Here is a 25111-nt window from a genome sequence, read left to right as displayed (position 1 = left end):
CCGGCTCAGCCGCCCGGCCGGCCCGCCGGCAGCCACGCGTACCGGTGCTCCGGGCGGCCCGTCTCCCCGTACCGCAGGCTGAGGCGTACGCGGCCGCCGCGCTCCAGCAGCTTCAGGTACCGCTGGGCGGTCTGGCGGCTGAGCCCGGCCCGGTCGGCGATCTCCTGCGCGGAGAGGGAGCCGTCGGCTGCCATCAGCACCTGCCGCACCAGCTCCGCGGTGGTGGGCGAGTGGCCCTTGGGCAGCTCCACCGGTCCCGCGGCCGTCGCGAGGGCGCCGAAGATGCGGTCGACCTCCGCCTGTTCGGCCTCGCCGCCGCCCGCCAGGCTGCGCCGCAGCTCCGCGTACCCCTCCAGCTTGGCCCGCAGGCCCGCGAAGGTGAACGGCTTCACGAGGTACTGGAGCGCCCCCAGCCGCATCGCGGACTGGACGGTGGCCAGGTCCCGCGCGGCCGTCACCATGATCACGTCGGTGTGGTGGCCGCTCTGCCGCAGGTCCCGCACCAGGTCCAGCCCGGTCCCGTCCGGCAGGTAGTGGTCGAGCAGCACCAGGTCGACGGGCCCGTCCTCGATCAGTGCCCGGGCCCGGGCCGCGCTGTGCGCCTCGCCGACCACGCGGAAGCCGGGCACCTTGGCCACGTACGCCGCGTTGATCCGCGCGACGTGGGTGTCGTCGTCCACGACCAGGACGCCGATCGCGGCGTCCGGCCCGTCGGCCCGCCGGGTGCCGGCCGGGGTCCCGGGTACGCCGGTCACCGCAGGGCCTCCGGCAGCACCACGCAGAACTCCGCGCCGCCGCCGGCCGCCGCGGCGGCCCGGGCGCTGCCGCCCTGCCGCTCGGCGAGGCGCCGTACCATCGCCAGTCCGAGGCCCCGCCGGCCGCCGTGCGCCTGTGGGGACTTCGTGGACCAGCCCTCCGTGAAGATCTCCTCCAGCCGGCCGGGCGGCACGCCGGGACCGGTGTCGCGGACCCGCAGCACCACCGTGGTGTCCTCGGCGAGCAGCTCCACCTCCACCCGGGCGTCGACGGTGCCGGCCAGGGCGTCGAGGGCGTTGTCCACCAGGTTCCCCACGATGGTCACCAGCCCGCCGGGGTCCACCAGCCCGGCCGGCAGCAGCGTGCGCTCCGCCAGCCGCAGGGACACGCCGCGCTCGGCGGCCACCGTGGCCTTGCCCACCAGCAGCGCTGCCAGCAGCGGGTCCCGGACCCGCTCGGTGATCTCCTCGGCGGTCGCCCGGTGCCCGCCGGACACCTCGGTGATGTAGGCGGTGGCCTCCTCGTACAGGCCCAGCTCCAACAGGCCGAGGAGGGTGTGCAGGCGGTTGGCGTGCTCGTGGTCCTGGGCGCGCAGCGCGTCGATCAGGCCCTGGGTGGAGTCCAGCTCCCGGCCCAGCCGCTCCAGCTCGGTGCGGTCGCGGAGGGTGGCGACGGCCCCGCCGTCCTCGGTGGGCATCCGGTTGGCCACCAGGACCCGGGGGCCGCTCACGGCGAGCAGGTCGGTGCCCGTCACGCGGCCGGCGAGCACGTCCGTGGTGCGGCCGGAGCCGAGCAGCTCGTCCAGGGAGCGGCCGGTGGCGTCGGGGCCGAGGCCGAGGAGCCGCTGGGCCTCGTCGTTGACCAGCCGGACCCGCCCGTCGCGGTCGAGCGCCACGACGCCCTCGCGGATCGAGTGGAGCATCGCCTCGCGCTCGGCCAGCAGACCGGAGATGTCGGAGAAGGCCAGGTCACGGGTCTGCCGCTGGATCCGGCGGGAGATCAGGTACGCGGCCAGCGCGCCCGCCGCGAGCGCGCCGCCGGCGTAGGCGAGGAGGCCGGGGATCGCGCCGACCAGCTGGTCGCGCACCCCCTCGTACGCGATGCCCACCGAGACCGCCCCGACGATCGCGCCGTCGGCGTCGCGCAGCGGGACCTTCCCGCGGGCGGACCGGCCCAGCGTGCCGTCGTCGATCTCCATGACCTCCTCGCCGGCCAGGGCGCGGGCGGGGTCGGTGGACACGTGGCGGCCGATCCGTTCCACGCTCGGGTGGGAGCGGCGGATGCCGTGCCGGTCGAGCACGACGACGTACTCGGCTCCGGTGGCCCGGCGGATCCGCTCCGCGGCCTCCTGCACCGGGCCGTCGGGGGCGGGGCCCGAGGAGATCAGGGCGGCGGAGATCCCGGGGTCGGCGGCGGTGCTCTGCGCGATGGCCAGCGCGCGCCGCATGGCCTGGTCGTCGAGCTGGGAGCCGAGCGGTGCCAGGAAGAGTCCGGTGGCCAGGACGGCCACGCCGGCCGCGACGGCCAGCTGCATCAGGAGCACCTGGGAGAAGACCCGGCGGGGCAGACCGAGCCGCCACGGGTGCGTGGCGGTGCGGCGGAGGGTTCCCGGGGCGGCGCTCATGACTGAGAACGGTAAGCCGGGCCCGCGCTTTCCGGTACTTCCGGGCCGTCAGGTGATGGGGGCCGCCCCGGGGCGGGCCGGGCCGCGGGATCCGGCTACGATCGGACGGCGTGACCAGCAGGCAGCCCATCCCCGTCGTCGTCCTCGCCGGATTCCTCGGTTCCGGCAAGACCACCCTGCTCAACCACCTGCTCAGGAGCAGCCGTGGTACCCGGATCGGAGTCGTGGTCAACGACTTCGGGCAGATCGAGATCGATGCCATGTCCGTGGCCGGACAGGTCGGCGACTCGATGGTCTCCCTCGGAAACGGCTGCCTGTGCTGCGCCGTCGACGGCAGCGAGCTGGACGCCTACCTGGAGAAGCTGGCGCAGCCGGTCCACCGGATCGACGTGATCGTCATCGAGGCGAGCGGGCTGGCCGAGCCGCAGGAGATGGTCCGGATGCTGGTGGCCAGCGAGGTCCCGGGCATTACGTACGGCGGACTGGTGTACGTGGTCGACGGGGCGGAGTTCGAGGCCACCCGTGCCCGGCACCCCGAGACCGACCGGCACCTCGGCATCGCGGACCTCGTGGTGCTGAACAAGACGGACCGGACCGCACCCGAGGAGCGGGAGCGGACCGAGGGGGTCCTCGGCGCGCTCTGTCCCGGCATCCCGGTGGTCGGCGCGGACCACGGCCGGATCGACCCGGAGCTGCTCTTCGACCGCAGGCCCTGGACCGAGACCCGGGGGCAGCTGTCCTTCGAGGACCTGATCGCGGAGGCGGAGCAGGCGGCGGCCGGCGACGCGGACCCCGGCGCCGGGGCCGGCGTCTGCGGCCCGTCGTGCGGCGAGGCCCACCTCCACCACGCCTACGAGAGCACGGAGTTCGTCTCCGACCAGGCCCTCAGCCCGCGCCGGCTGATCGACTTCCTGGACCGGCGCCCGGCCGGGCTGTACCGGATCAAGGGCTACGTGTACTTCGGGGTGCCGGGCCACGAGGAGAAGTACGAGGTCCACGCGGTCGGCCGGTTCCTGCGCTTCGACCCGGCCCCCTGGGGCCGGGACGAGCCGCGCCGCACCCAGCTCGTCCTGATCGGCTCCGGCACCGACCCCGAGGCCCTCACCCGCGACCTCGCCGCCTGCCGCGAACCGTCCCCCCGGCACACCCCGCCGGAGGCCATGTGGTCCGTCCTCCGCTACGTCCCCCGTCCCCCGGCACCGGCAGCCGAGGAGGAGTAGGCCTCACGTGGCGTCCACGCCGAAGTCGCCGAGCAGCTGGGCGAGTCCGTCGCGGTAGCCCTTGCCGCCCATGACGAAGTCCCAGTCGCCGTTGGCGCGCCGCCGGAAGGAGCCCAGGACCAGGGCGGTCTCCAGCGGCCGGCCGTCGGAGACGTCGAGGCGGCCCTGCTCCTGCCCGTCGCCGTCCAGCAGGCGGATGCAGGCACCGGTGAATCCGGTCAGGTCCGCGCCCGGCGCGGCTTCGGGATCGACCGCGGCGACGATGACGAGCCGGTCGGCGCGGGCGGGCAGCGCTTCGAAGGCCACGTCGATGGCGGCCTTGTCGGGTCCGCTCCCGGTGGCGGTCCGCACCGCTCCGTCCGGGGTCCGCGGGTTGTTGTAGAAGACGAACCAGTCGTCCCCGAGGACGCGGCTCCCCTCGCAGACGAGGGCGCAGACGTCGAGGGGGACCGACCCCGACCACGTCATGCCCAGGGTGTTGTGGCCGGCGGGTTCGGAGCGTCGTGGGTCCGGGACGGTCCGCGGGTCGGGGCCGGTACGGGGCGCCGGGCCGTTCCGGGCGCCGGAGCCGGTACGGGTGCCCGCGTCCCGGACCGGCTGCGCCGGGGCCTGGGCGGGGTCGCCCAGACGACCGCGCAGGCCGTGCCGTCGCAGCAGGTCCACCAGCTCCGGCCCCGCGATCAGCTCCAGCGGCTTGCCTTCGGCGAACGCCCGGGCGCTCGGGCCGAAGGACGAGGTCGTGACCAGCACGCCCTTGTTGGCACCGCGGTGCTGCACGGTCCCGAAGAGGTCCCGGACGGCGGTCGGGGGCACCGTGTTGCGGTACCGCTTGACCTGGACCACGATCCGCCCGCCGCGGATCGGGGCCGGGTCGAGGGCGTCCACGTCCACGCCGCCGTCGTTCGACCGCTGCGTGGTCACCGCGTCCATGCCCATGGCCCGGAAGAGGTCGGCGACCAGGCCCTCGAAGTCGATCGGGTCCATGGCGTACAGGTCGGGTTCCCCGGCGTCGCCCCCGGCTCCATGTGTCACCACGTCGCTGCCGACGTCCTGGGGCGTGCGTCCCGGCCGCACCGCGGCCATCTGGTCGGGACGCGCCGAGAGCTGTCCCCGCAGCCCCTCGACCAGGCAGTCCACCGCGCTCACCCGCTCCAGGTGCAGCCCGGCGAAGGCGGCCCGGTCCGCCGCGACGGTGGCGAGCACCGGCTGAGCGCGCCGTCCCGTCACCGGGTCGTGGTCGTCGACGAATCCGTTGACCGCGACGGAGTCGAGGAGCCCGAAGGAGTCCGCGGCGAACAGTTCGTGCAGCACCAGCAGCAGGCACTGCGCCAGCACGCCGCGGTACAGGGCCCGACGCTGGGTCACCGGCCGGGCCGTCTCCTTGTCCCGGTCCACGCCGGGCATGTACCGGACGTACTTGGCCGCGGGCACGACGTCGAACCTCGGCAGTTCCCAGTCGAGGACGAGCTGCCGGGCGCCGCGGTCGTAGGAGGCGGTCAGCCGGCGGGGGAGGTCGGCCGGCCAGGCGGTGGACGCGTACAGGGCGGCGGAGAAGAACTCCACCGCCGCTTCCGCGTCGCCCGTCCGCAGCGCGGCCTCCAGCTCCGTGACGCCGGCGTTGTGGCGGCGTACCTCGGCGGGCTGCTCGGCCGCCCACCGGTCGTGCTGTGCCCGATGGGCCGCCAGCCGCTGCTGCCGCTGGGCCTCGGCCGCCTGCGCGGCCTGCCAGGCCTGGGTGTAGCGGGCCTGGGCCTCCTGCTGCGCCTGTGCGCGCCGCGAAGCGCTGAACCCCCAGCCCGGCTGGGTCTGGAAGGCGGCCGGGTCCGGCATGGGCACGGGATGCGCCAGGTCGCCCGGGTCGTACGCCTGGACGTGCTCGGGCCGGAGCATGGCCGCCAGCCTGAAGGCCGGGGCCCGGCACCCGAGGGCGAGGAGGCCCTCCAGCTCCGAGACCCTGGCCTCCAGCTCGGTGGTGCGCTGCGCCGCCTGCGCGTCCCGGTACTGACGGTAGGCGGCCTGCTGCTCACGCCTGCTGCGGGCGAGGTCCCGCTCCTGGGCACGCCGGAGGCGTTCGAGCTCCCGACGCTCCGCCAGCTGCGCCTGCTGGAGGTGCCGCTGGGCCTCGGCCCACGTGCTGAACACACCGCTCGATCGCCGGGTCATCCGCTGTGCCTTCCCCCACCTACAGTCCCCGCTCGACTGTAGTTGAGCGGGATGTGCCTCGGGCCCGATCCGTGGATCGGGCCCGAGGGGTGCGTGACCTCCGCGTGGTGGTTACAGCGGGGCGCCCGCGAGGGTGGCGACCGGGCTGGCCAGGGGGGTGCCGGACCCGTCGCGGCGGGGGTCCGGGTCCGGGAGGCCGACCGGGGTGCCGTTGGCCGACGCGGCGCGGACCGGGGCGGAGCCGGCCCAGGCCAGCACCAGGAGGTCCTCGCCCTTCAGGAAGCGCTGGCAGCGGACGCCGCCGGTGGCCCGGCCCTTGCGCGGGTACTGGTCGAAGGGGGTCAGCTTGGCCGACGTACCCGACGCGTCCAGGGTGCCGTGCGAGCCGGCCACCGAGAAGACGTACGCCTCCGTGGCCGGGTCCACCGCCGAGAAGTGGATGACCTTCGCGCCGTCCGCCAGCTTGATGCCGGCCATGCCGCCCGCGGGGCGGCCCTGCGGGCGGACCTGGCCCGCCGGGTAGCGCAGCAGCTGGGCGTCGTCGGTGATGAAGACCAGGTCCTCCTCGCCGGTGCGCAGCTCGACGGCCCCGACGATCCGGTCGCCCTCCTTGAGGGTGATGACCTCCAGCTCCTCCTTGTTCGCCGGGTAGTCCGGCACGACGCGCTTGACCACGCCCTGCTCGGTGCCCAGCGCCAGGCCCTGGGAGTTCGCCTCGTCGAGGCTGGTCAGGCAGACCACCTTCTCGTCGGGCGCCAGGGAGGAGAGGAACTCCGTGATCGGGGCGCCGCCCGCGAGGTTCGGCGCGGCGTGCGTGTCCGGCAGCTGCGGCAGGTCGATCACCGACAGCCGCAGCAGGCGGCCCGCGGAGGTGACCGCTCCGACCTCGGCCCGGGCCGTGGCCAGCACCGACGAGACGATCACGTCGTGGCGGGCGCGCTTGCCGTCGCCCTCCGACAGCGGGTCGCCCGTGACCGTACGCGCGAGCAGGCCCGTCGACGAGAGCAGCACCCGGCAGGGGTCGTCCGCGACCTCCAGCGGCACGGCCGAGACCGCGGCGCCGGCCGACTCCAGCAGGACCGTCCGCCGGTCGGTGCCGAACTTCTTCGCCACGGCGGCCAGTTCGGAGGAGACCAGCTTGCGCAGCTCCGCGTCCGATTCGAGGATCTTCGTCAGCTCCTCGATCTCGGCCGTCAGGCGGTCGCGCTCCGACTCCAGCTCGATCCGGTCGAACTTCGTGAGCCGGCGCAGCGGGGTGTCGAGGATGTACTGGGTCTGCACCTCGCTCAGCGAGAAGCGCTCGATCAGGCGCTCCTTGGCCTGCGCCGAGTTCTCGCTGGACCGGATCAGCCGGATGACCTCGTCGATGTCGAGGAGGGCCACCAGCAGGCCCTCGACCAGGTGCAGGCGGTCGCGGCGCTTGCCCCGGCGGAACTCGCTGCGCCGCCTGACCACGTCGAAGCGGTGGTCGAGGTAGACCTCCAGCAGCTCCTTGAGGCCCAGCGTCAGCGGCTGGCCGTCGACCAGCGCCACGTTGTTGATGCCGAAGGACTCCTCCATCGGCGTCAGCTTGTACAGCTGCTCCAGCACGGCCTCGGGGTGGAAGCCGTTCTTGATCTCGATGACCAGGCGCAGGCCGTGCGAGCGGTCCGTGAGGTCCTTGACGTCCGCGATGCCCTGGAGCTTCTTGGACCCGACCAGGTCCTTGATCTTCGCGATCACCTTCTCCGGGCCGACCGTGAAGGGGAGTTCCGTGACGACCAGGCCCTTGCGGCGCGCCGTGACGTTCTCCACCGTCGCCGTGGCGCGGATCTTGAAGGTGCCGCGGCCCGACTCGTACGCGTCCTTGATCCCCTGGAGTCCCACGATCCGGCCGCCGGTGGGCAGGTCGGGACCCGGGATGAAGCGCATCAGCGCCTCCAGGTCCGCGTTCGGGTAGCGGATCAGGTGGCGGGCGGCGGCGATGACCTCGCCGAGGTTGTGCGGCGGCATGTTCGTGGCCATGCCGACCGCGATCCCGGACGCGCCGTTGACCAGCAGGTTCGGGTACGCCGCGGGCAGCGCGACGGGCTCGCGCTCCTGGCCGTCGTAGTTCGGCGTGAAGTCGACCGTGTCCTCGTCGATCGACTCCGTCATCAGCGACGTGGCGTCCGCCATCCGGCACTCGGTGTAACGCATGGCCGCCGGCGGGTCGTCGTTCCCCAGCGAGCCGAAGTTGCCGTGGCCGTCCACCAGCGGCAGGCGCATCGAGAACGGCTGCGCCATGCGCACCAGCGCGTCGTAGATGGAGGCGTCGCCGTGCGGGTGGAGCTTGCCCATCACCTCACCCACGACGCGGGCGCACTTCACGTACCCGCGGTCGGGGCGCAGGCCCATCTCGTTCATCTGGTAGACGATGCGGCGGTGCACCGGCTTCATCCCGTCCCGCGCGTCGGGCAGCGCGCGGGAGTAGATCACCGAGTACGCGTACTCGAGGAAGGAGCCCTGCATTTCGTCGACGACGTCGATGTCGAGGATCCTCTCCTCGAAATCCTCCGGCGGCGGGGTCTTCGTGCTGCGGCGGGCCATCGCTGCTGCGGCTCCTCGTGATCCGAGATCGGTCTGACGCGGTCCATTGTGGACCGCCCCGCCGACAACGCCGACCCCGACCCTGGGGGTACCCCCGGACGGGGTGCGGCGAAGGGTCCGCGGAAGGCCCCGGGAACTTCTCCGCCCGTCGGCGCGCTTGCATACAGTGGCAGGACTTCTCTCATCGCGATCGAAGGGATCACATGCCCATGGGTCACACGGCCACAGCGCAGGCCGCCTCCGGCGGCCTGACAGCGACCGAGCACCGCCTGGCCAACGGCCTGCGCGTGGTGCTGTCCGAGGACCACCTGACCCCGGTCGCCGCGGTCTGCCTGTGGTACGACGTCGGTTCGCGCCACGAAGTCAAGGGGCGCACCGGTCTGGCTCACCTCTTCGAGCACCTGATGTTCCAGGGCTCGGCGAGCGTCTCGGGCAACGGTCACTTCGAGCTGGTGCAGGGCGCCGGCGGGTCGCTCAACGGCACCACGAGCTTCGAGCGCACCAACTACTTCGAGACCATGCCGGCCCACCAGCTGGAGCTCGCGCTCTGGCTGGAGGCGGACCGGATGGGCTCCCTGCTCTCCGCGCTGGACGACGAGTCCATGGAGAACCAGCGCGACGTGGTGAAGAACGAGCGCCGCCAGCGGTACGACAACGTCCCGTACGGCACCGCCTTCGAGCGGCTGACCGCCCTGGCCTACCCCGAGGGCCACCCGTACCACCACACGCCGATCGGCTCCATGGCCGACCTCGACGCCGCCACGCTGGAGGACGCCCGAGCGTTCTTCCGTACCTACTACGCGCCGAACAACGCGGTGCTGTCGGTCGTCGGCGACATCGACCCCGAGCAGACCCTCGCGTGGATCGAGAAGTACTTCGGCAGCATCCCCTCCCACGACGGCAAGCAGCCGCCGCGGGACGGCAGCCTGCCGGACGTCATGGGCGCGCAGCTGCGCGAGGAGATCGTCGAGGAGGTCCCGGCCCGCGCGCTGATGGCCGCCTACCGCCTCCCGCACGACGGCACCCGCGAGTGCGACGCCGCCGACCTCGCCCTCACCATCCTCGGCGGCGGCGAGTCCTCCCGCCTGCACAACCGCCTGGTCCGGCGCGACCAGACCGCCGTGGCCGCGGGCTTCGGCCTGCTGCGCCTGGCCGGCGCGCCCTCCCTGGGCTGGCTGGACGTGAAGACCTCCGGCGGCGTCGAGGTGCCCCGCATCGAGGCGGCCGTGGACGAGGAGCTCGCCCGCTTCGCCGCCGACGGCCCGACCTCCGAGGAGATGGAGCGCGCCCAGGCCCAACTGGAGCGCGAGTGGCTGGACCGCCTCGGCACCGTCGCCGGCCGGGCCGACGAACTGTGCCGGTTCGCCGTGCTGTTCGGCGACCCCCAGCTGGCGCTGACCGCCGTCGAGCGGGTGCTCGACGTCACCGCGGAAGAGGTGCAGGCCGTCGCCGCGGCCCGGCTCCGCCCGGACAACCGCGCGGTCCTCGTGTACGAACCGCTGCCCGCCACCGAAGACAACGCCGAAGGGGCAGACCAGTGACCGCCGACGTCGCTTCCTCGATGACCTTCCACCCCCAGCCGCAGGCCGGACAGCCGAAGCCGTGGGCCTTCCCCGCCCCCGAGCGCGGCACGCTCGGGAACGGCCTGACCGTCCTGCGCTGCCACCGCCCCGGCCAGCAGGTCGTGGCCGTCGAGGTCATCCTCGACGCCCCCCTGGAGGCCGAGCCCGAGGGCCTCGACGGCGTGGCCACGATCATGGCCCGTGCCCTGTCGGAGGGCACCGACAAGCACTCCGCCGAGGAGTTCGCCGCCGAGCTGGAGCGCTGCGGCGCCACCCTCGACGCGCACGCCGACCACCCCGGCGTCCGGGTCTCGCTGGAGGTGCCCGCCTCCCGCCTGCACAAGGCCCTGACCCTGCTCGCCGAGGCCCTGCGCGCCCCAGCCTTCGCCGACAGCGAGGTGGACCGCCTGGTCCGCAACCGCCTCGACGAGATCCCGCACGAGCTGGCCAACCCGCAGCGCCGGGCCGCGAAGCAGCTCTCCAAGGAGCTCTTCCCCGCCACCCTGCGCATGTCGCGTCCGCGCCAGGGCAGCGAGGAGACGGTCGGCCGGATCGACTCCGGGGCCGTGCGCGCCTTCTACGAGGCCCACGTGCGCCCGTCGACGGCCACGGCGGTGGTGGTCGGCGACCTGACCGGCACCGACCTGGACGCCGTCCTCGCCGACACCCTGGGCTCCTGGACCGGCGGCTCCGGCGAGGCGTACCCGGTCACGCCGGTCACCGCGGACGACACCGGCCGCGTGGTGATCGTGGACCGGCCCGGCGCCGTGCAGACCCAGCTGCTGATCGGCCGGATCGGCGCGGACCGCCACGACCGCGTCTGGGCCGCGCAGGTCCTCGGCACGTACTGCCTCGGCGGCACGCTCACCTCGCGCCTGGACCGCGTGCTCCGGGAGGAGAAGGGCTACACGTACGGCGTGCGCGCCTTCGGGCAGGTGCTGCGCTCCACGGCCGACGGGACCGGCGCCTCGATGCTGGCCATCAGCGGCTCGGTGGACACGCCCAACACCGGCCCCGCGCTGGGCGACCTGTGGCAGGTGCTGCGCACCCTCGCCGCCGAGGGCCTGACCGACGCCGAACGCGACGTGGCCGTGCAGAACCTGGTCGGCGTGGCGCCGCTGAAGTTCGAGACCGCGGCGGCCGTCGCCGGCACCCTGGCCGACCAGGTCGAGCAGGAGCTGCCGGACGACTTCCAGGCGCAGTTGTACGCGCGGCTCGCCGAAACCGGCACGGTGGAGGCGACTTCGGCCGTGGTGAACGCCTTCCCGGTGGACCGTCTGGTGACGGTGCTCGTGGGTGACGCGTCCCAGATCGCGGACCCGGTGCGGGCGCTGGGCATCGGAGAGGTGACCGTGGTCACCAACTGACCCGGTTCCGGCCCGACATGGAGCGGGGCCCTGATGGATTGTCCATCAGGGCCCCGTTTGCGATTTCTGTCCGTTTCAGGGCGTTCGTTGCCTGAATGACCCGTGGCGTACGCCACAAAACAGCGTGTCCGTTTGGTGATTGTCCGACGATCCGCCTAGCGTCAACCTCGCTGTCCGTCAGCTGTAACAGCCGCACCCGCGGCACCGGACAGCAATCGCCGAGTCCCCGTCAGGCGCGAGCCTGGGGAGCCGGGGACCCACATCAGTCCCTGGGGTGAATCGGACCGCCTCGCCAGAGGTGGCCCGTAGGAGACCTTCCTGCTCCGAACCCGTCAGCTAACCCGGTAGGCGAGAGGGAAGGAAAGGATCAGCCTCTCCATGGCCTTTGGCAGTCGTGCCACCGGTAAGCACCGTGGCCCCAGCCGTCTGAGCCGCAAGAGCGCGAACGTGGCCGGCATAGCCGCCCTCGCGACCACCGGTGTCGTCGGCACCCTGGCCGGCCCGGCCTTCGCCGCCACCGACGCCGACTCCCGCGGCCCCGAGGACACCGGCCTGAACGCCGTCGTCGTCGCGGACGACCTCGCGGGCCAGATCGAGGCCCAGGCCGAGTCCCAGCAGGCCGCCGCCGAGATCGCCGCCGCCAAGGCCCAGGCCGAGAACGAGGCCCGCCAGCGTGCCGCCGAGGCCAAGGCGAAGGCCGAGGCCAAGGCCAAGGCCGAGCGCGAGGCCGCCGAGCGCGCCGCCCGCGAGGCCGAGCGCAAGCGTCTGCTCACCTACGTCGCCCCCGTCGCGGGCTCGTACGTCAGCACCTCGTACAAGGCCGGCGGCTCCATGTGGTCCTCCGGCAGCCACACCGGCATCGACTTCCACGCCGCCTCCGGCACCTCGGTGCACGCGGTCGGCCTCGGCACGGTCGTCGAGGCGGGCTGGGGCGGCGCGTACGGCAACAACGTCGTCATCAAGATGAACGACGGCACGTACACCCAGTACGGCCACCTCTCGTCGATCAACGTCTCGGTCGGCCAGCGCGTCACCCCGGGCGACCAGATCGGCCTCTCCGGCTCCACGGGCAACTCCAGCGGCCCGCACCTCCACTTCGAGGCCCGCACCTCGGCCGACTACGGCTCGGACATCGACCCGCTGGCGTACCTGCGCTCGCACGGCGTCAGCATCTGACCCGCGCCACGCCGCGCCCCCGCCGCCCCGCGGCGACCCCCGCTTCCCGAAGGCCCCGGCTCCCCGAGCCGGGGCCTTCGGCGTGCCCGGCGCGCGGAGAGCCGGCGTGTCGGGACCGGTGGTCGGGACCGGCGGTCGGGACCCGGCATGTGCGGATCTGGCAAAAAACCATTCCGGAATTCATCGCCGCGCTCCGGAATTCCTCGTTTCTGCAATAGAGTCGGCGGCACACATGTCGACGCCGACCGCGTTTCGCGGGGATTAAGCGGAGGTCCGGTCATGCGCATTCCCGCGCACGCGGTGTGCACGGCGATCCGCGACGACATCGTCGCCGGCGTCTTCGAGCGCGGCAGCAGGCTCACCGAGGAACTCCTCGCCCGCCGGTACGGCGTCTCGCGCGTCCCGGTCCGCGAGGCCCTGCGCACCCTGGAGTCGGAGGGTTTCGTCACCACCCGCCGGCACGCCGGGGCCTGCGTCGCCGAGCCCACCGAACAGGAGGCGGCCGACCTGCTGGAGCTGCGGGTGCTGCTGGAGCCCCTGGGGGCCTCCCGGGCCGCGCAGCGCCGCACCGAGGGCCACCTGAAGGTGCTGCGCGGGCTCGTGCGCCTGGGCCAGGAACGCGCCCGCCGGGGCCAGGGGGAGGACCTGCGCTCCCTGGGTGGCTGGTTCCACGAGACGCTCGCCCAGGCCTCCGGCAGCCCGGGCCTGATCTCGATGCTCACCCAGCTGCGGCACAAGATCGCCTGGATGTACGTGGTGGACGCCCCGGCCCACCCCGTGGAGTCCTGGGCCGAGCACGGTGCCATCGTCGACGCCGTGGCGCGCGGGGACGCCGACCGGGCGCGGGCGCTCACCGCCGCGCACATGCACCGGACCACGGGGGCGCACCGGCTGCGGCGGGCGCGGGGCGAGGGGCAAGTGAGGGGTTCGCAACCTGCCGTAAACACCGCGGGTGGCCGCTTTTAACAAAGTCCGTATACAAAGGGACTGCGGAATTTGTTGGGCCGCCAATTTCCCGTGCCCTGATATCGGCGCGGACATTTCCTGCCCGGCCCGGAGTCCCGGGTGTGGAGAATGAAAATGAGCCGCACCCCGCCGAGCGGGGTACGGCTCATTCGGCGGCCGGAGACCGGCCGGAGATCGGCCGGAAACCGGCCGGAAGCTCAGACGGTCTCGGGAAGCTCCTCGAGTCCCTCCGCGACCAGCTTCGCCAGGCGGTCCAGAGCGGCGTCCGCGCCCTCGGCGTCGGAGGCCAGGATGATCTCCTCGCCGCCCTGCGCGCCCAGGCCCAGCACGGCGAGCATGGAGCCGGCGTTGACGGGCGTGCCGTCGACCTTGGAGATGGTGACCGGGATACCGGAAGCGGTCGTCGCCCGGACGAAGATCGAGGCGGGACGAGCGTGCAGGCCCTCGGCCCAGCCGACGTTGACGCGGCGCTCTGCCATGGTGATGCCCTTCAGGTTCTACGGGTTGTCTAGACCACTATCTCACGACCGCCGGGCTGCATCCGACCGACCTTCGGCCCGAAGGAGTCCGCCGTTCGACCTCCCAGCTTGCCCTGTTTGTCCCTCTTGCCCAACCCGCCGCGCGCGTGGGGTCCGCCGGGCCCCGGGCCGTACTCTTGGCCCATGCGGACGCCGTCGGACCCTTCGTACCCGGCCCACTGGGAAGCGGATGTCGTGCTGCGCGATGGCGGCACCGCCCGGATCAGGCCGATCACCACCGAGGATGCGGGCCGGCTGGTCAGCTTCTACGAGCAGGTCTCGGACCAGTCGAAGTACTACCGGTTCTTCGCGCCCTACCCGCGGCTGTCCGCCAAGGACGTGCACCGCTTCACCCATCACGACTACGTCGACCGGGTCGGCCTGGCCGCCACCGTGGGGGACGACTTCATCGCGACCGTCCGCTACGACCGGATCGACGCCACCGGCCGCCCCGCCACCGGCCCCGCCGACGAGGCCGAGGTCGCCTTCCTGGTCCAGGACGCCCACCAGGGCCGCGGGGTCGCCTCCGCACTGCTCGAACACATCGGGGCGGTGGCCAGGGAGCGCGGCATCCGCCGCTTCGCCGCCGAGGTGCTGCCGGCCAACACCAAGATGATCAAGGTCTTCACGGACGCCGGCTACACCCAGAGGCGCAGCTTCGAGGACGGCTCCGTCCACCTCACCCTCGACCTCGAACCCACCGCCGAGTCCCTGGCCGTCCAGCGCGCCCGCGAGCAGCGCGCGGAGGCCCGCTCCGTGCAGCGGCTGCTCTCGCCGCGCTCCGTCGCCGTGATCGGCGTCAGCCGCACCGAGGGCGGCGTCGGCCGGGCCGCCCTGCGCAACCTCCTGGACTCCGGCTTCACCGGGACCGTCCACGCCGTCAACGCCGCCCTGCCGGACGGTACGGGCGGGACGCTGGCCGGCGTACCCGCGTACCGCTCCCTCGCGGGCCTCGACGGCCCGGTCGACCTCGCCGTCGTCGCCGTCCCCGCCGAACGCGTGCCCGAGGCGGTCGCGGACTGCGGCGAACACGGCGTCCAGAGCCTGGTCGTGCTCTCCGCTGGATACGCCGAGAGCGGCCCGGCGGGGCTGGAACGGCAGCGCGAACTCGTCCGCCAGGCACGCTCGTACGGGATGCGGCTGATCGGGCCGAACGCCTTCGGCGTCATCAACACCGACCCCGAGGTCCGGCTCAACGCCTCCCTCGCGCCCGGCTCCCCGGAGCCGGGCCGCATCGGCCTGTTCGCCCAGTCCGGTGCCATCGGCATCGCCCTGCTCTCCGGCCTGGTGCGGCGCGGCGCGGGGCTCTCCTCCTTCATCTCCGCGGGCAACCGCGCCGACGTCTCCGGCAACGACTTCCTCCAGTACTGGTACGAGGACCCCGCCACCGACGTGGCCCTGCTCTACCTCGAAACCCTGGGAAACCCACGGAAGTTCACCCGCCTCGCGCGGCGGACCGCCGCCGTGAAGCCGGTGGTCGTCGCCAAGGGCGGCCGCCACAGCGGGGTCAGCCCGGCCGGCCACACCGTGCCCGAGACCCGGCTGCCGGACGCCACCGTCTCCGAACTGCTCCGGCAGGCGGGCGTGATCCGGGTGGACACGGTCACCGAACTCGTGGACGTGGGCCTGCTGCTGGCCGACCAGCCGCTGCCCGCCGGGCCGCGCGTGGCGATCCTCGGCAACTCCGAGTCCCTCGGCCTCCTCTCGTACGACGCCTGCCTCACCGAGCGGCTGCGCCCGCACGCCCCGCTCGACCTGACCACGGCCGCGGAGCCGGCGGACTTCCGGGCCGCGCTGGGCGCGGCGCTGCGGGACCCCGGGAACGACGCGGTGATCGTCACCGCCATCCCGTCCGTGGGGGAGAGCACGCTCACCGAGGACCTGGCCGAGGCGCTCGGGGCGGCCGCGGCGGAGGGCCCGGCGAAGCCGGTGGCCGTGGTGCACGTGGAGCTGGGCGACCTGGCGGAGGCGCTCTCGACGGCGGCCTCGACGACGACGGCGGGCACGGTCGGTAGGGCGGGTACGGAGGGTACGGCGGAGGACCCGGCGGGCACCGGCGTGCCGGCGCCGGCCGGAGGGGCCGGAGGGGCCGGGACGGCGGAGGGAGCCGTGGCGGCCGACGGGACCGGGGCGACCGGGACGACCGGAGGGACCGCGCCGGCCGCGGGAAGCCCGGCGTCCGGCGCACAGGCCGGGACGGGCCCGGCGGCCACCGCAGCGCGGCTGGCCCGCCCGGGCGCGGCCTCCGCCGGATCCGCTCATGCCTCCGCCACGCCCGCCGCCCGCGGCGGTTCCGCGCCCGCGGCCCGCAGCGCGGCACCCGGCAATGCCGCCCCCGCCCCCGAGCCCACCCGCCCGCCCCGCGGCCCCATCCCCGCCTACCCCTCCCCGGAGCGGGCGGTCCGGGCCCTCGCCGAGGCCGTCCGGTACGCCGAGTGGCGCCGCGGCACCGCGGTGTCCGGCCAGGTCCCCGAGTACGAGGACATCGACACCGCCGGAGCCGCCGCCCAGTTGGAGGCGCTGCTCGCCGGCACCGACGGCGACGCCGGCACCACCCTCGCCGACGCCGACGCCCACGCGCTGCTCGCCCGGTACGGGATCAGGGTGCTGCCCACGCTGCCCGCCCCCACCCCGGACGCCGCCGCGGAGGCCGCCGGCCGGCTCGGCTACCCCGTGGCCCTGAAGACCACCGCCCCGCACCTCAGGCACCGCGCCGACCTGGGCGGCGTACGCCTGGAGCTTGCCAACGAACACGAGCTGCGCCGGGCCTACGGCGAGCTGACCGAGCTGCTCGGCAAGCCGGCCGAGCTGCAGCCCGTGGTGCAGGCGATGGTCCCGCGGGGCGTCGACACCGTCGTCCGGTCCGTCATCGACCCCGCGGTCGGCGCCGTCCTCTCCTTCGGCCTGGCCGGCGTGGCCTCCGAGCTGCTCGGCGACACCGCCCACCGCCTCGTGCCCGCCACCGACCGGGACGCCGCCGCCCTCGTCCGCTCCATCCGCACCGCGCCCCTGCTCTTCGGCTGGCGCGGCAGCGCGCCCGTGGACACCCCCGCCCTGGAGGAGCTGCTGCTGCGCGTCTCCCGGCTGGTCGACGAGCACCCCGAGGTCGCCGGGGTCTCCCTGGAGCCCGTGGTGGTCGCGACCGAGGGTCTGTCGGTGCTCAGCGCGCAGGTGCGGATCGCCCGCCCGCCGGTCAGGACCGACCTCGGGCCCCGCACGCTGCCGAGCTACTGACCGGCGCCGCGGGCAGCGGCCGTACGGAGCGGCTTGGGCGCCTCCTGCGGGCCTTAGGATGGACCCCATGGCGAAATCCGGTACGACGACCCAGGGGCTGCGCGCGGCGATCGAGCGCAGCGGCTACTACCCGGCCCTCGTGGCCGAGGCCGTGGAGGCCGCGGTGGGCGGCGAGCCGATCTCGTCGTACCTGGTCCACCAGGAGACCACCTTCGACTCCAACGAGGTGCGGCGGCACGTCACCGTCCTGGTCCTGACCGGCAACCGCTTCATCGTGAGCCACACCGACGAGCAGGCCGCCGACGCGGGCTCCCCGTCCCCGTACGCGACCACCTCGACCGAGTCGGTCAAGATCAGCGCGATCTCCTCCGTGGTCGTCAGCCGCGTCGTGGCGAACCCCGAGTCCTACACCCCCGGCACCCCGCCCCGCGAGGTCGTCCTGACCATCGGGTGGGGCGCGGTCTCCCGCATCGACCTGGAGCCGGCCGCCTGCGGCGACCCGAACTGTGACTCCGACCACGGCTACACCGGCAACTCAACCGCCGACGACCTGAGCCTGCGCGTCAGCGAGGCGGGCGACGGCCCCGAGGCCGTGCGCCAGACCCTCGCCTTCGCCCAGGCCCTGTCCGAGGCCACGGCCGCCACCGGCGCCCGCTGATGGTGCACTCAGCCTGGCAGGAGCCCGAGCCGGTACTCCTCGACCTCGACGGCGCGCCCGTGCCCCAGTACGGGTCGGGCTCGCTCGCCGACCTGCTGCCCACGCTCGCGGCCGGCCAGGGCGTGCCCGGGCTGACGGCCACGATCACCGAGCTGACCCCGGCCGACCGGAACTGCGTGTTCCTGATAGACGGACTCGGCTGGGAGCAGATCAAGGCGCACCCGGACGAGGCCCCGTACCTCACCTCGCTCCTCGGCAGCTCGCGCGGCGGCACCGGCCGCCCGCTGACCGCCGGCTTCCCGGCGACCACCGCCACTTCGCTGGCCTCGGTCGGTACGGGCCTGCCGCCGGCCCGGCACGGCCTGCCCGGCTACGCCGTCCGCAACCCCGCCGACGGTGAGCTGATGAACCAGCTGCGCTGGCGGCCCTGGACCGCGCCCGCCGTCTGGCAGCCGTACCCGACGGTCTTCCGCATGGCGCACGACGCCGGGGTGGCGACGGCCCAGGTGTCGTCCCCCGACTTCGCCCAGACGCCGCTGACCAAGGTCGCGCTGAGCGGCGGCACCTTCCACGGCCGGATCACCGGCGAGGAGCGGATGGACCTCGCGGCCGAGCTGCTCGGCGCCGGGGACCGCTCGCTGGTCTACACGTACTACAGCGAGCTGGACGGCGCCGGCCACCGGCAGGGCGTCGACTCGGACGCGTGGCGCGGCCAGCTCATGTACGTGGACCGGCTGGTCCAGCGGCTGGCGGAGCAGCTTCCGGCGCGGTCGGCGCTGTACGTCACGGCCGACCACGGCATGGTGGACATCCCGTTCGACGAGGAGTCCCGCTACGACTTCGACGAGGACTGGGAACTGAGCGCGGGCGTCGCGCTGCTCGGCGGCGAGGGCCGGGCGCGGCACGTGTACGCCGTACCGGGCGCGGAGGCCGACGTACTGACGGTCTGGCGCGAGGTGCTCGGGGACCGCTTCTGGGTGGCGAGCCGCGAGGAGGCCCTCGCCCTGGGCTGGTTCGGGGCGCCGGGGGAGTGCGACGAGCGCGTGCTGGGCCGGATCGGCGACGTGATCGCCGCGGCCCGGGACGACGTCGCGATCATCGCCTCCCGCACCGAGGTCAACGAGTCTGCCCTCACCGGCATGCACGGCTCGATGACCCCGGCGGAGCAGTTCGTGCCGCTCCTCGAAGTCCGCACCTGACGCCTGACGCCTGCCGCCTGACGCCACCGCGACCCGTCCCGCCTCTCCTCCCCGACCCGAAAGGTCAGCGCTTCCCCATGCCCGAGCTGGTGTTCTTCTCCGGAACGATGGACTGCGGAAAGAGCACTCTGGCGCTCCAGATCACGCACAACCGCTCGGCCCGTGGTCTGGTGGGCGTGATCTTCACGCGGCAGGACCGCGCCGGCGAGGGCAAGCTGTCGTCGCGGCTGGGGCTGGTGACGGACGCGGTCGAGGTCACCGACTCGATGGACGTGTACGCGTACCTGGTCAGGGAACTCTCGGCGGGCGGCAAGGCCGACTACGTGATCGTGGACGAGGCGCAGTTCCTGACGCCGGACCAGATCGACCAGCTGGCCCGGATCGTGGACGACCTGGACATGGACGTCTTCGCCTTCGGCATCACCACCGACTTCCGCACCAAGCTCTTCCCGGGCTCGCAGCGCCTGATCGAACTGGCCGACCGCATCGAGCAGCTCCAGGTCGAGGCCCTGTGCTGGTGCGGCGCCCGCGCCACGCACAACGCCCGCACGGTGGGCGGCGTCATGGTCGTGGAAGGCGAACAGGTCGTCGTCGGCGATGTGAACCGCCCCGCGGAGGAGATCGGCTACGAGGTCCTGTGCCGCCGCCACCACCGCCGCCACATGACCAGCGCCTCGGCCCACGCCAGCCCCCTCTCCCCGGACGTCCTCCCGGTCGCCTCCGGCTGACCCCCCGGTTCCGGGACTCTCCGGGCGGGCGCCCGGGAGCGGTGCCGGGGGTGCGTGGGCGGCCCTGGGCGGCGCGTGGCGGGGTCCGTTACGCGCCGCCGGGCGGCTGTTACTGCGCGGCCGGGAAGAGGTCGCGGAGCAGCTTCGCCTCGTCGTCGGTCAGCGCGATGCGGAACGTTTCGCGCAGGGTGTCGACGAGTTCGTCGGCGGACAGCCGGACGGTCTCCTTGCGGCCGTCCGGGAACGTGCGCACCAGTTCCTGGTTGCGCAGGCTGTAGCGCACGTGCGCCTCGGGCCGCTGCGCGACGAGCTGGCCCACGAAGGGCGAGCGCGGGTGCGTGGACGAGTAGTAGTTCGCCACCTGGAAGTCGATGGCGTGCTGCCGCTCAAGGCGGACCGCCCACACGTCGAACCAGCCGTCGGCGTGCTCGTTGCGCAGGATCCAGTCGTCGCCCTCCTGGTCCAGGCGCCAGGTCCAGTCGCCCGCCGACATCAGGCCGCCGGCCTCGAAGGGCACCGGCTCCAGCGGGCCCTCGTCGCCGAAGCCGACGTCCGCTATCCAGCGCCGCCCGTCCGCCTCGACCAGCAGGACGGTGTGGGAGCGCCAGCGGACCGGCGCGTTCCCGCGGCGTACGCGCGACAGCAGCCGGGAGACCGGGAAGCCGAGGCGCTCCAGGACGGCGGCGAACAGCAGGTTGTTCTCGTAGCAGTAGCCGCCGTGCCCCTCGCCGACCATCTTCCGCTGGATCGCGTCGATGTCGATGTCGATGGCGCCGCCGAGCGCCAGGGCGACGTTCTCGAAGGAGAACGTGGCGAGGTGCGCGCGGTGCAGCGCGCGGAGCGTGGCCGCGTCCGCGGTGCGCGGGCCGTCGTAGCCGACGCGGGCCAGGTAGGCGTCCAGGTCGAGCTTCTCGGCGCCCCAGTCCGGCTCGGTGCCGGGCTGTGCGGGTAGTGCGTCAATCTGCATGGTCATCTCCCGGTGTGGTGGGGTACGGGGCCCGCGCGCGGATCGTGCTCGCGTGCGCACCCAGCGGCCATGCTCCGGCAGGCGGCGGAGGAGCCGGGATCCGATTCCGGGAGTTTGTCAGGACTGTGGTCGGTTGCCGCCCGATGCCCGGTCCGGGCGCACCCGATGCCCGGTCCGGGCGCACCCGGAGCGGCGGTCCCGGTGCACCCGGAGCCGCGTACCGGGGTGGCGGGAGCCCCGCCGATGCCCTCCGCGGCGGCCGGCCCGAGGACCTGACGGACCCGCGCCCGCCCCTTTGACCCTGCCCGAGCCCGCTCCGCAACCTTCACAAAGGTTGGCCGGCGGGCTGTGCTCCGTCGCTGCGAAGAGAGCGCCAACCGCGAGCGTGCCCAGGTACGTTCCCCGGCCCTGGCCGCACAAAGGAGATTATTTCTGATGTCGAACACATCGGCCTCGGACAGCGAAACAGCCGCGGTCCGCACCACCGGAACAGTGGCGTCGAAACCGGCGGACGGCCTCACGGCCGAGGAGCGCGCCGAGCAGTTCCCCTTCGCCACGACCCTGGCGGTCCTCGCCCTCGCCGCCGTCGTCGTCGTCAGTCAGGGCTACGTGGCGATCCCGCTCATGCCGGACTTCGGCGAGGCGTGGGGCGTGTCCCAGGGGTCCGCGGCGTGGGCGACCACGGCGTTCTCCGCCGCCTACGCGTGCGCCTCCCTGGCGAGCGGCTTCCTCGCCGACCGGTACGGCCGTCGCAACGTCGTCGTCGCGAGCATCGCGATCATGGCCGTGATGACGGCGCTCGTGCCGCTCGCGTCCGATCTCGTGACCGGTTCCCTTCTGCGGGCCCTGCAGGGCTCCATGGCCGGTGTGTTCACGCCGGTGGTGTACATCTACCTGAGCGACCGGGTCCCGACGCGCCGGCTCGCCCTGGCCCTCACCGTGGTGTCCTGCGCGCTCGGCGTCGCGCTGTGCGTCGGCCAGGTCATGGCGCAGATCCTGGGCTCCTCGCTCGGCTGGCAGTCCGTGTTCTGGCTGGTGGCGCCGCTGCTGGCGGTCGTGGCGGCGGTCGCCTGGAAGGTCCTGCTGCCCGACGAGGCCCGGGACCTGCCCGCGCGCGGCGCCAAGGGCCCGTCCCCCGTCGGCGCCGTGCTGCGCAACGGCTCGATCGTCGCGCTCTTCGTGGCCTCCCTGGGCGTCCTCGGCAGCCTCACCGCGATCTACACCGGCGTGCAGCTCTACGGGCCGGCCGAGGTGGTCGGGAACCACGACACCATGCTGGCCCTCCGCGCCAGCGCCCTCCCCGCGATGGTCGGTGCCGTCTTCCTCGCCCCGGTCATGGGACGCCTGTCCGCGCTCACCCGGACGGTCATCGGCTTCGCGGTCGGCGCCGTCGGTCTGCTCGCGGCCGCCCTGTACGCCGACTCCGTGATCGGCCTGGGCGTCTCGCTCTTCGTCTACGTGCTGGCGATCTCCACCGTCAGCCCGGCCCTCGTGCAGGCCGTCGGCACCAGCGCCGGACCCGCCCGGGCCACCGCGACCGCGATCTACAGCTTCATCCTCAACGGCGGCGTGGCGCTGGGCGCCCAGATCCCGCAGGGCATGCCGGGTCTGTCCAGCCTGGCGCTGCTCCTCGCGGCCGCCCTGGTGGTCGGCATCGGGCTCGTCGGCCTCGCCGCCCGGTCCGCCCGCCGCCACGCAACCGCTTGACGAAGTCCCGCGGCAGGGAGAGGAGGTGGTGGCCCATTGGGTCCGTGAACCGTCAACCGAAGCGGACGTGACGCCCCTTGACCGGCGCCGTCCCACGCGAAGGCCACACAGAAGAACTTTCCACAGAGGGAGAGAGCAGTGACCACTCAGGAACAGTCGGCTCCGGAACTCATCCACGTCGCCCAGGGCGAGGGTGACACCCGGTGGGTATTCCGTGACCACTACACCTTCAAGGCGGAGAAGCAGGACACCGGCGGCGCGTTCGGCCTGCTGGAGGTCGTGCTGCACCCGGGTTCCGGCGCCCCGCCGCACACCCACCACGGCGAGGACGAGGCCTTCTACCTCCTTGAGGGCAGCCTGGAACTCCGCTGGGAGGGCCGCGTCGAGACGGCCGGACCGGGTTCGTTCGTCTTCCTGCCGCGCGGCAAGGCCCACACGTACAGCGTCCTCGGCGACACCCCGGTGAAGATGCTCGCCTGGTACACGCCCGGTGGCACCGAGGGCTACTTCAAGAAGCTCGGCATCTCGGCCGCCAACGGCGTGCCGCGCCCGCCGGCCGAGCAGTTCGACATCGACGCCAAGGACGCCAGCGTGGTCGCCCTGGAGTTCGACGTCATCCGCTAGTCCGGTCCGATGCCCGGCAGCCCTGCTGTCCGACGCCCGCCGGCCGGGTGTGAAGACCGCGGTCGGCGGCCGGGCGTGACGACCAGGCGGGGGGGGGGGGGGGGGGCGCGGGGGGCGGCCCCCCCCCGGCGGGGGGGGGGGCCCGCGGCGGGGGCGCGGGGGGCCCGCCCCCCCCGGGGGGGGGGCGGCCCCCCCCCCCCCCCCCCCCCGCCCGCCGTCGTCGTCAGCGCTCCGTACGGATGATCGTGAAGACCGCGCCCTCGGGGTCCGCGACCGTGGCCAGGCGGCCGCTCGCGCCCTCGCGCGGCGGCTGGATCACGTGGCCGCCCAGGTCCACGACCTGCCGGGTCGCCTCGTCGGGGTCGGTCACCTCGAAGTACGTCATCCAGTGCGCCCCCCGGTCGTGCGGCAGGGCCCGGCCCACGCCGTGCACCGCGCACACGGGGCGGCCCTCCAGGTGCAGGGTGACGTAGTCGAAGTCCGCCGACACCAGCGCCTCCAGCTCGTGCCCGAAGACGCTCTGGTAGAACTTCGCCACCGTCGAGGTCTCCTGGGTCACCAGCTCGTTCCACACCGGCGTGCCCGGCACCCCGGTCAGGCGCGAGCCGACGTGCGCGGAGGCCTGCCAGATGCCGAAGACCGCGCCCACCGGGTCCGAGCAGATCGCCATCCGCCCCGCGTGGTCCGCGTCCAGCGGGCCGACCGCCACCGTGCCGCCGCAGCTGCGGATCAGTTCGGCCGTCGTGTCCGCGTCGTCCGTGGCCAGGTACGGGGTCCAGGCGGTCGGCAGGTGCCGGTCGGGCGGCAGCTGCCCGATGCCCGCGACCTCCTTGCCGTCCAGCCGTGCCCGCACGTACGGGCCCAGCTGCCCGGGGCCGGGCACGTACTCCCAGCCGAAGAGGGAGCTGTAGAACTCCTGGGTCGTCGTGAGGCCGTGCACCATCAGGCTGACCCAGCACGGGGTGCCGGGGGAGCGCCGCATCGCCTGCTCGGTCATGGTGACGATGGTGGCACTCCCCGCCGCGCCGCGCGCCCCGGCCGCGCCGCCTTTCCGGCCCGCGGGACAGAGATGTCCGAATCGATGCCCCCGGGCGATTTCGTGCCTGTTACGCCGGGCGTGGCGGCTGGAGGAGGATGTGCCCATGAACCCGATCATTTCCGCTTCCGAGCTCCTGGCCGCGACGGCCGGTCCCGCGCGGCCCGTGCTGCTGGACGTCCGCTGGCAGCTGGGCGGTCCCGACCTGCGGGCCGAGTACGAGGCCGGGCACGTCCCGGGCGCGGTCTACGTCGACCTGGACCGCGAACTGGCAGGTCCGCCCGGTGCCGGCGGCCGCCACCCGCTGCCCGACCCCGAGGCCTTCGGCGCGGTGATGCGCCGGGCCGGCGTGGGCCGGGAGACCCCGGTGGTCGTGTACGACGGGGGCCTGGGCTGGGCCGCGGCTCGCGCCTGGTGGCTGCTGCGCTGGACGGGGCACGAGGACGTCCGTGTGCTGGACGGGGGCCTGGGTGCGTGGGTGGCCGCGGGCGGTGCCCTGTCGGCAGAGATCCCGTCGCCGGCCGAGGGTGATTTCAAGCCAAGTCCGGGTGCGGTGGGCCTGCTGGACGCCGAGGGCGCCGCGGAGCTGGCTCGCGCAGGTGTGCTGCTGGACGCCCGGGCGGGTGAGCGGTACCGGGGCGACGTCGAGCCCATCGACCCCGTCGGCGGTCACATCCCCGGCGCGCTCTCGGCGCCGACCACCGACAACGTGGGGGACGACCGGCGCTTCCTGCCCGCGCCGGAGCTCGCGGCGCGCTTCTCGGCGCTCGGAGCGGACGGGGCGCGCCCGGTGGGCGTGTACTGCGGGTCGGGGGTGTCCGGCGCCCACGAGGTGCTGGCGCTGGCGGTGGCCGGGGTGCCGGCCGCGCTGTACGCCGGCAGCTGGTCGGAGTGGTGCTCCGACCCGTCCCGGCCGGTGGCGACGGGCCCGGACCCGCAGTAGGCGTCGCGCGGGGGCGTGCGCGCGTACGGGCCCGGCACCGCGCCACTCGCGGTACCGGGCCCGTACGCCCTGACTGTCCGCCGGGGTCGCGGACG

General features: G+C 73.9%; 19 protein-coding genes and 1 riboswitch. Of the genes, 12 read left to right on the top strand and 7 right to left on the bottom strand.

The window, feature by feature from the left end; genetic code table 11:
- Positions 1 to 5: 5 nt before the first annotated feature.
- Both ACIQUR_RS18840 and ACIQUR_RS18835 read right to left on the bottom strand, forming a co-directional pair.
- The gene (locus ACIQUR_RS18840) at positions 6 to 755 is read right to left on the bottom strand and encodes a response regulator (protein ID WP_403665396.1); all 750 of its coding nucleotides are present in this window, start codon (positions 753 to 755) and stop codon (positions 6 to 8) included.
- Positions 752 to 2380: an ATP-binding protein gene (locus tag ACIQUR_RS18835; protein ID WP_403665394.1), complete on the bottom strand. Its 1629-nt coding sequence runs from the start codon at positions 2378 to 2380 to the stop codon at positions 752 to 754. Before ACIQUR_RS18835 ends, ACIQUR_RS18840 begins: the two co-directional genes overlap by 4 nt.
- Before the next feature lie 110 nt (positions 2381 to 2490).
- On the opposite strand from ACIQUR_RS18835, the gene ACIQUR_RS18830 reads away from it, so the two are divergent.
- The gene (locus ACIQUR_RS18830; RefSeq protein ID WP_403665392.1) at positions 2491 to 3600 is read left to right on the top strand and encodes a CobW family GTP-binding protein; all 1110 of its coding nucleotides are present in this window, start codon (positions 2491 to 2493) and stop codon (positions 3598 to 3600) included.
- Between the two features lie 3 nt (positions 3601 to 3603).
- Here the strand turns inward: ACIQUR_RS18830 and ACIQUR_RS18825 are convergent, their stop codons facing one another.
- The gene (locus ACIQUR_RS18825; protein WP_403665390.1) at positions 3604 to 5763 is read right to left on the bottom strand and encodes a restriction endonuclease; all 2160 of its coding nucleotides are present in this window, start codon (positions 5761 to 5763) and stop codon (positions 3604 to 3606) included.
- A gap of 111 nt (positions 5764 to 5874) precedes the next feature.
- Positions 5875 to 8331 (bottom strand): DNA topoisomerase (ATP-hydrolyzing) subunit A, encoded by a 2457-nt coding sequence (locus tag ACIQUR_RS18820; RefSeq protein WP_403665388.1) that lies wholly within the window; start codon positions 8329 to 8331, stop codon positions 5875 to 5877.
- A gap of 203 nt (positions 8332 to 8534) precedes the next feature.
- Between ACIQUR_RS18820 and ACIQUR_RS18815 the strand changes: the two genes are divergently transcribed.
- The 4 genes from ACIQUR_RS18815 (at position 8535) to ACIQUR_RS18800 (ending at position 13402) form a co-directional block, all read left to right on the top strand.
- Positions 8535 to 9872 (top strand): M16 family metallopeptidase, encoded by a 1338-nt coding sequence (locus ACIQUR_RS18815; protein ID WP_403665386.1) that lies wholly within the window; start codon positions 8535 to 8537, stop codon positions 9870 to 9872.
- A 20-nt stretch (positions 9873 to 9892) separates the two neighbouring features.
- Positions 9893 to 11260 (top strand): M16 family metallopeptidase, encoded by a 1368-nt coding sequence (locus tag ACIQUR_RS18810; protein ID WP_403665566.1) that lies wholly within the window; start codon positions 9893 to 9895, stop codon positions 11258 to 11260.
- Positions 11261 to 11466: 206 nt separating this feature from the next.
- Positions 11467 to 11626, top strand: a riboswitch (cyclic di-AMP (ydaO/yuaA leader).
- Between the two features lie 12 nt (positions 11627 to 11638).
- A complete protein-coding gene (locus ACIQUR_RS18805; protein ID WP_403665384.1) occupies positions 11639 to 12436 on the top strand; it encodes a M23 family metallopeptidase in 798 nt (265 codons plus the stop codon).
- A 279-nt stretch (positions 12437 to 12715) separates the two neighbouring features.
- Positions 12716 to 13402, top strand: coding sequence for a GntR family transcriptional regulator (locus ACIQUR_RS18800; RefSeq protein WP_403665382.1), 687 nt, complete (start codon positions 12716 to 12718; stop codon positions 13400 to 13402).
- A gap of 197 nt (positions 13403 to 13599) precedes the next feature.
- Here ACIQUR_RS18800 and ACIQUR_RS18795 read toward each other — a convergent pair whose 3' ends face one another.
- Positions 13600 to 13881, bottom strand: coding sequence for an HPr family phosphocarrier protein (locus tag ACIQUR_RS18795; protein ID WP_403665378.1), 282 nt, complete (start codon positions 13879 to 13881; stop codon positions 13600 to 13602).
- Positions 13882 to 14064: 183 nt separating this feature from the next.
- On the opposite strand from ACIQUR_RS18795, the gene ACIQUR_RS18790 reads away from it, so the two are divergent.
- The 4 genes from ACIQUR_RS18790 (at position 14065) to ACIQUR_RS18775 (ending at position 19739) form a co-directional block, all read left to right on the top strand.
- Entirely contained in the window at positions 14065 to 17154 is a 3090-nt protein-coding gene (locus ACIQUR_RS18790) for a GNAT family N-acetyltransferase (RefSeq protein ID WP_403665376.1), read from the top strand.
- 58 nt (positions 17155 to 17212) lie between these two features.
- Complete coding sequence (locus ACIQUR_RS18785; protein WP_403665374.1) at positions 17213 to 17812, top strand: DUF5998 family protein; 600 nt, start codon at positions 17213 to 17215, stop codon at positions 17810 to 17812.
- Complete coding sequence (locus ACIQUR_RS18780) at positions 17812 to 19011, top strand: alkaline phosphatase family protein (protein ID WP_403665372.1); 1200 nt, start codon at positions 17812 to 17814, stop codon at positions 19009 to 19011. The genes ACIQUR_RS18785 and ACIQUR_RS18780 overlap by 1 nt, the downstream gene beginning before the upstream one ends.
- Positions 19012 to 19088: 77 nt before the next feature.
- Complete coding sequence (locus ACIQUR_RS18775) at positions 19089 to 19739, top strand: thymidine kinase (RefSeq protein WP_403665370.1); 651 nt, start codon at positions 19089 to 19091, stop codon at positions 19737 to 19739.
- Between the two features lie 109 nt (positions 19740 to 19848).
- On the opposite strand, the gene ACIQUR_RS18770 is transcribed toward ACIQUR_RS18775, so the two are convergent.
- Positions 19849 to 20706, bottom strand: a complete 858-nt coding sequence (locus tag ACIQUR_RS18770; protein WP_403665368.1) for an arylamine N-acetyltransferase — start codon at positions 20704 to 20706, stop codon at positions 19849 to 19851.
- 435 nt (positions 20707 to 21141) lie between these two features.
- On the opposite strand from ACIQUR_RS18770, the gene ACIQUR_RS18765 reads away from it, so the two are divergent.
- On the top strand, positions 21142 to 22413 hold the full coding sequence (locus ACIQUR_RS18765; RefSeq protein ID WP_403665366.1) for an MFS transporter: 1272 nt from the start codon (positions 21142 to 21144) through the stop codon (positions 22411 to 22413).
- A 138-nt stretch (positions 22414 to 22551) separates the two neighbouring features.
- The gene (locus ACIQUR_RS18760; protein WP_403665364.1) at positions 22552 to 23037 is read left to right on the top strand and encodes a cupin domain-containing protein; all 486 of its coding nucleotides are present in this window, start codon (positions 22552 to 22554) and stop codon (positions 23035 to 23037) included.
- 223 nt (positions 23038 to 23260) lie between these two features.
- Here the strand turns inward: ACIQUR_RS18760 and ACIQUR_RS18755 are convergent, their stop codons facing one another.
- Positions 23261 to 24034 carry a VOC family protein gene (locus tag ACIQUR_RS18755; protein ID WP_403665362.1) on the bottom strand — a complete coding sequence of 258 codons (774 nt, stop codon included), beginning with the start codon at positions 24032 to 24034 and terminating at the stop codon, positions 23261 to 23263.
- A gap of 145 nt (positions 24035 to 24179) precedes the next feature.
- Here ACIQUR_RS18755 and ACIQUR_RS18750 point away from each other — a divergent pair, with 145 nt between their 5' ends.
- Positions 24180 to 25016: a sulfurtransferase gene (locus ACIQUR_RS18750; protein ID WP_403665360.1), complete on the top strand. Its 837-nt coding sequence runs from the start codon at positions 24180 to 24182 to the stop codon at positions 25014 to 25016.
- Positions 25017 to 25111 lie beyond the last annotated feature (95 nt).

Origin of the sequence: Streptomyces sp. NPDC101132 (assembly GCF_044759225.1) — a bacterium.
Lineage (GTDB): Bacteria > Actinomycetota > Actinomycetes > Streptomycetales > Streptomycetaceae > Streptomyces.
Note: the sequence above shows the minus strand (reverse complement) of the source record. Positions and strands in the feature narration are given on the sequence as shown.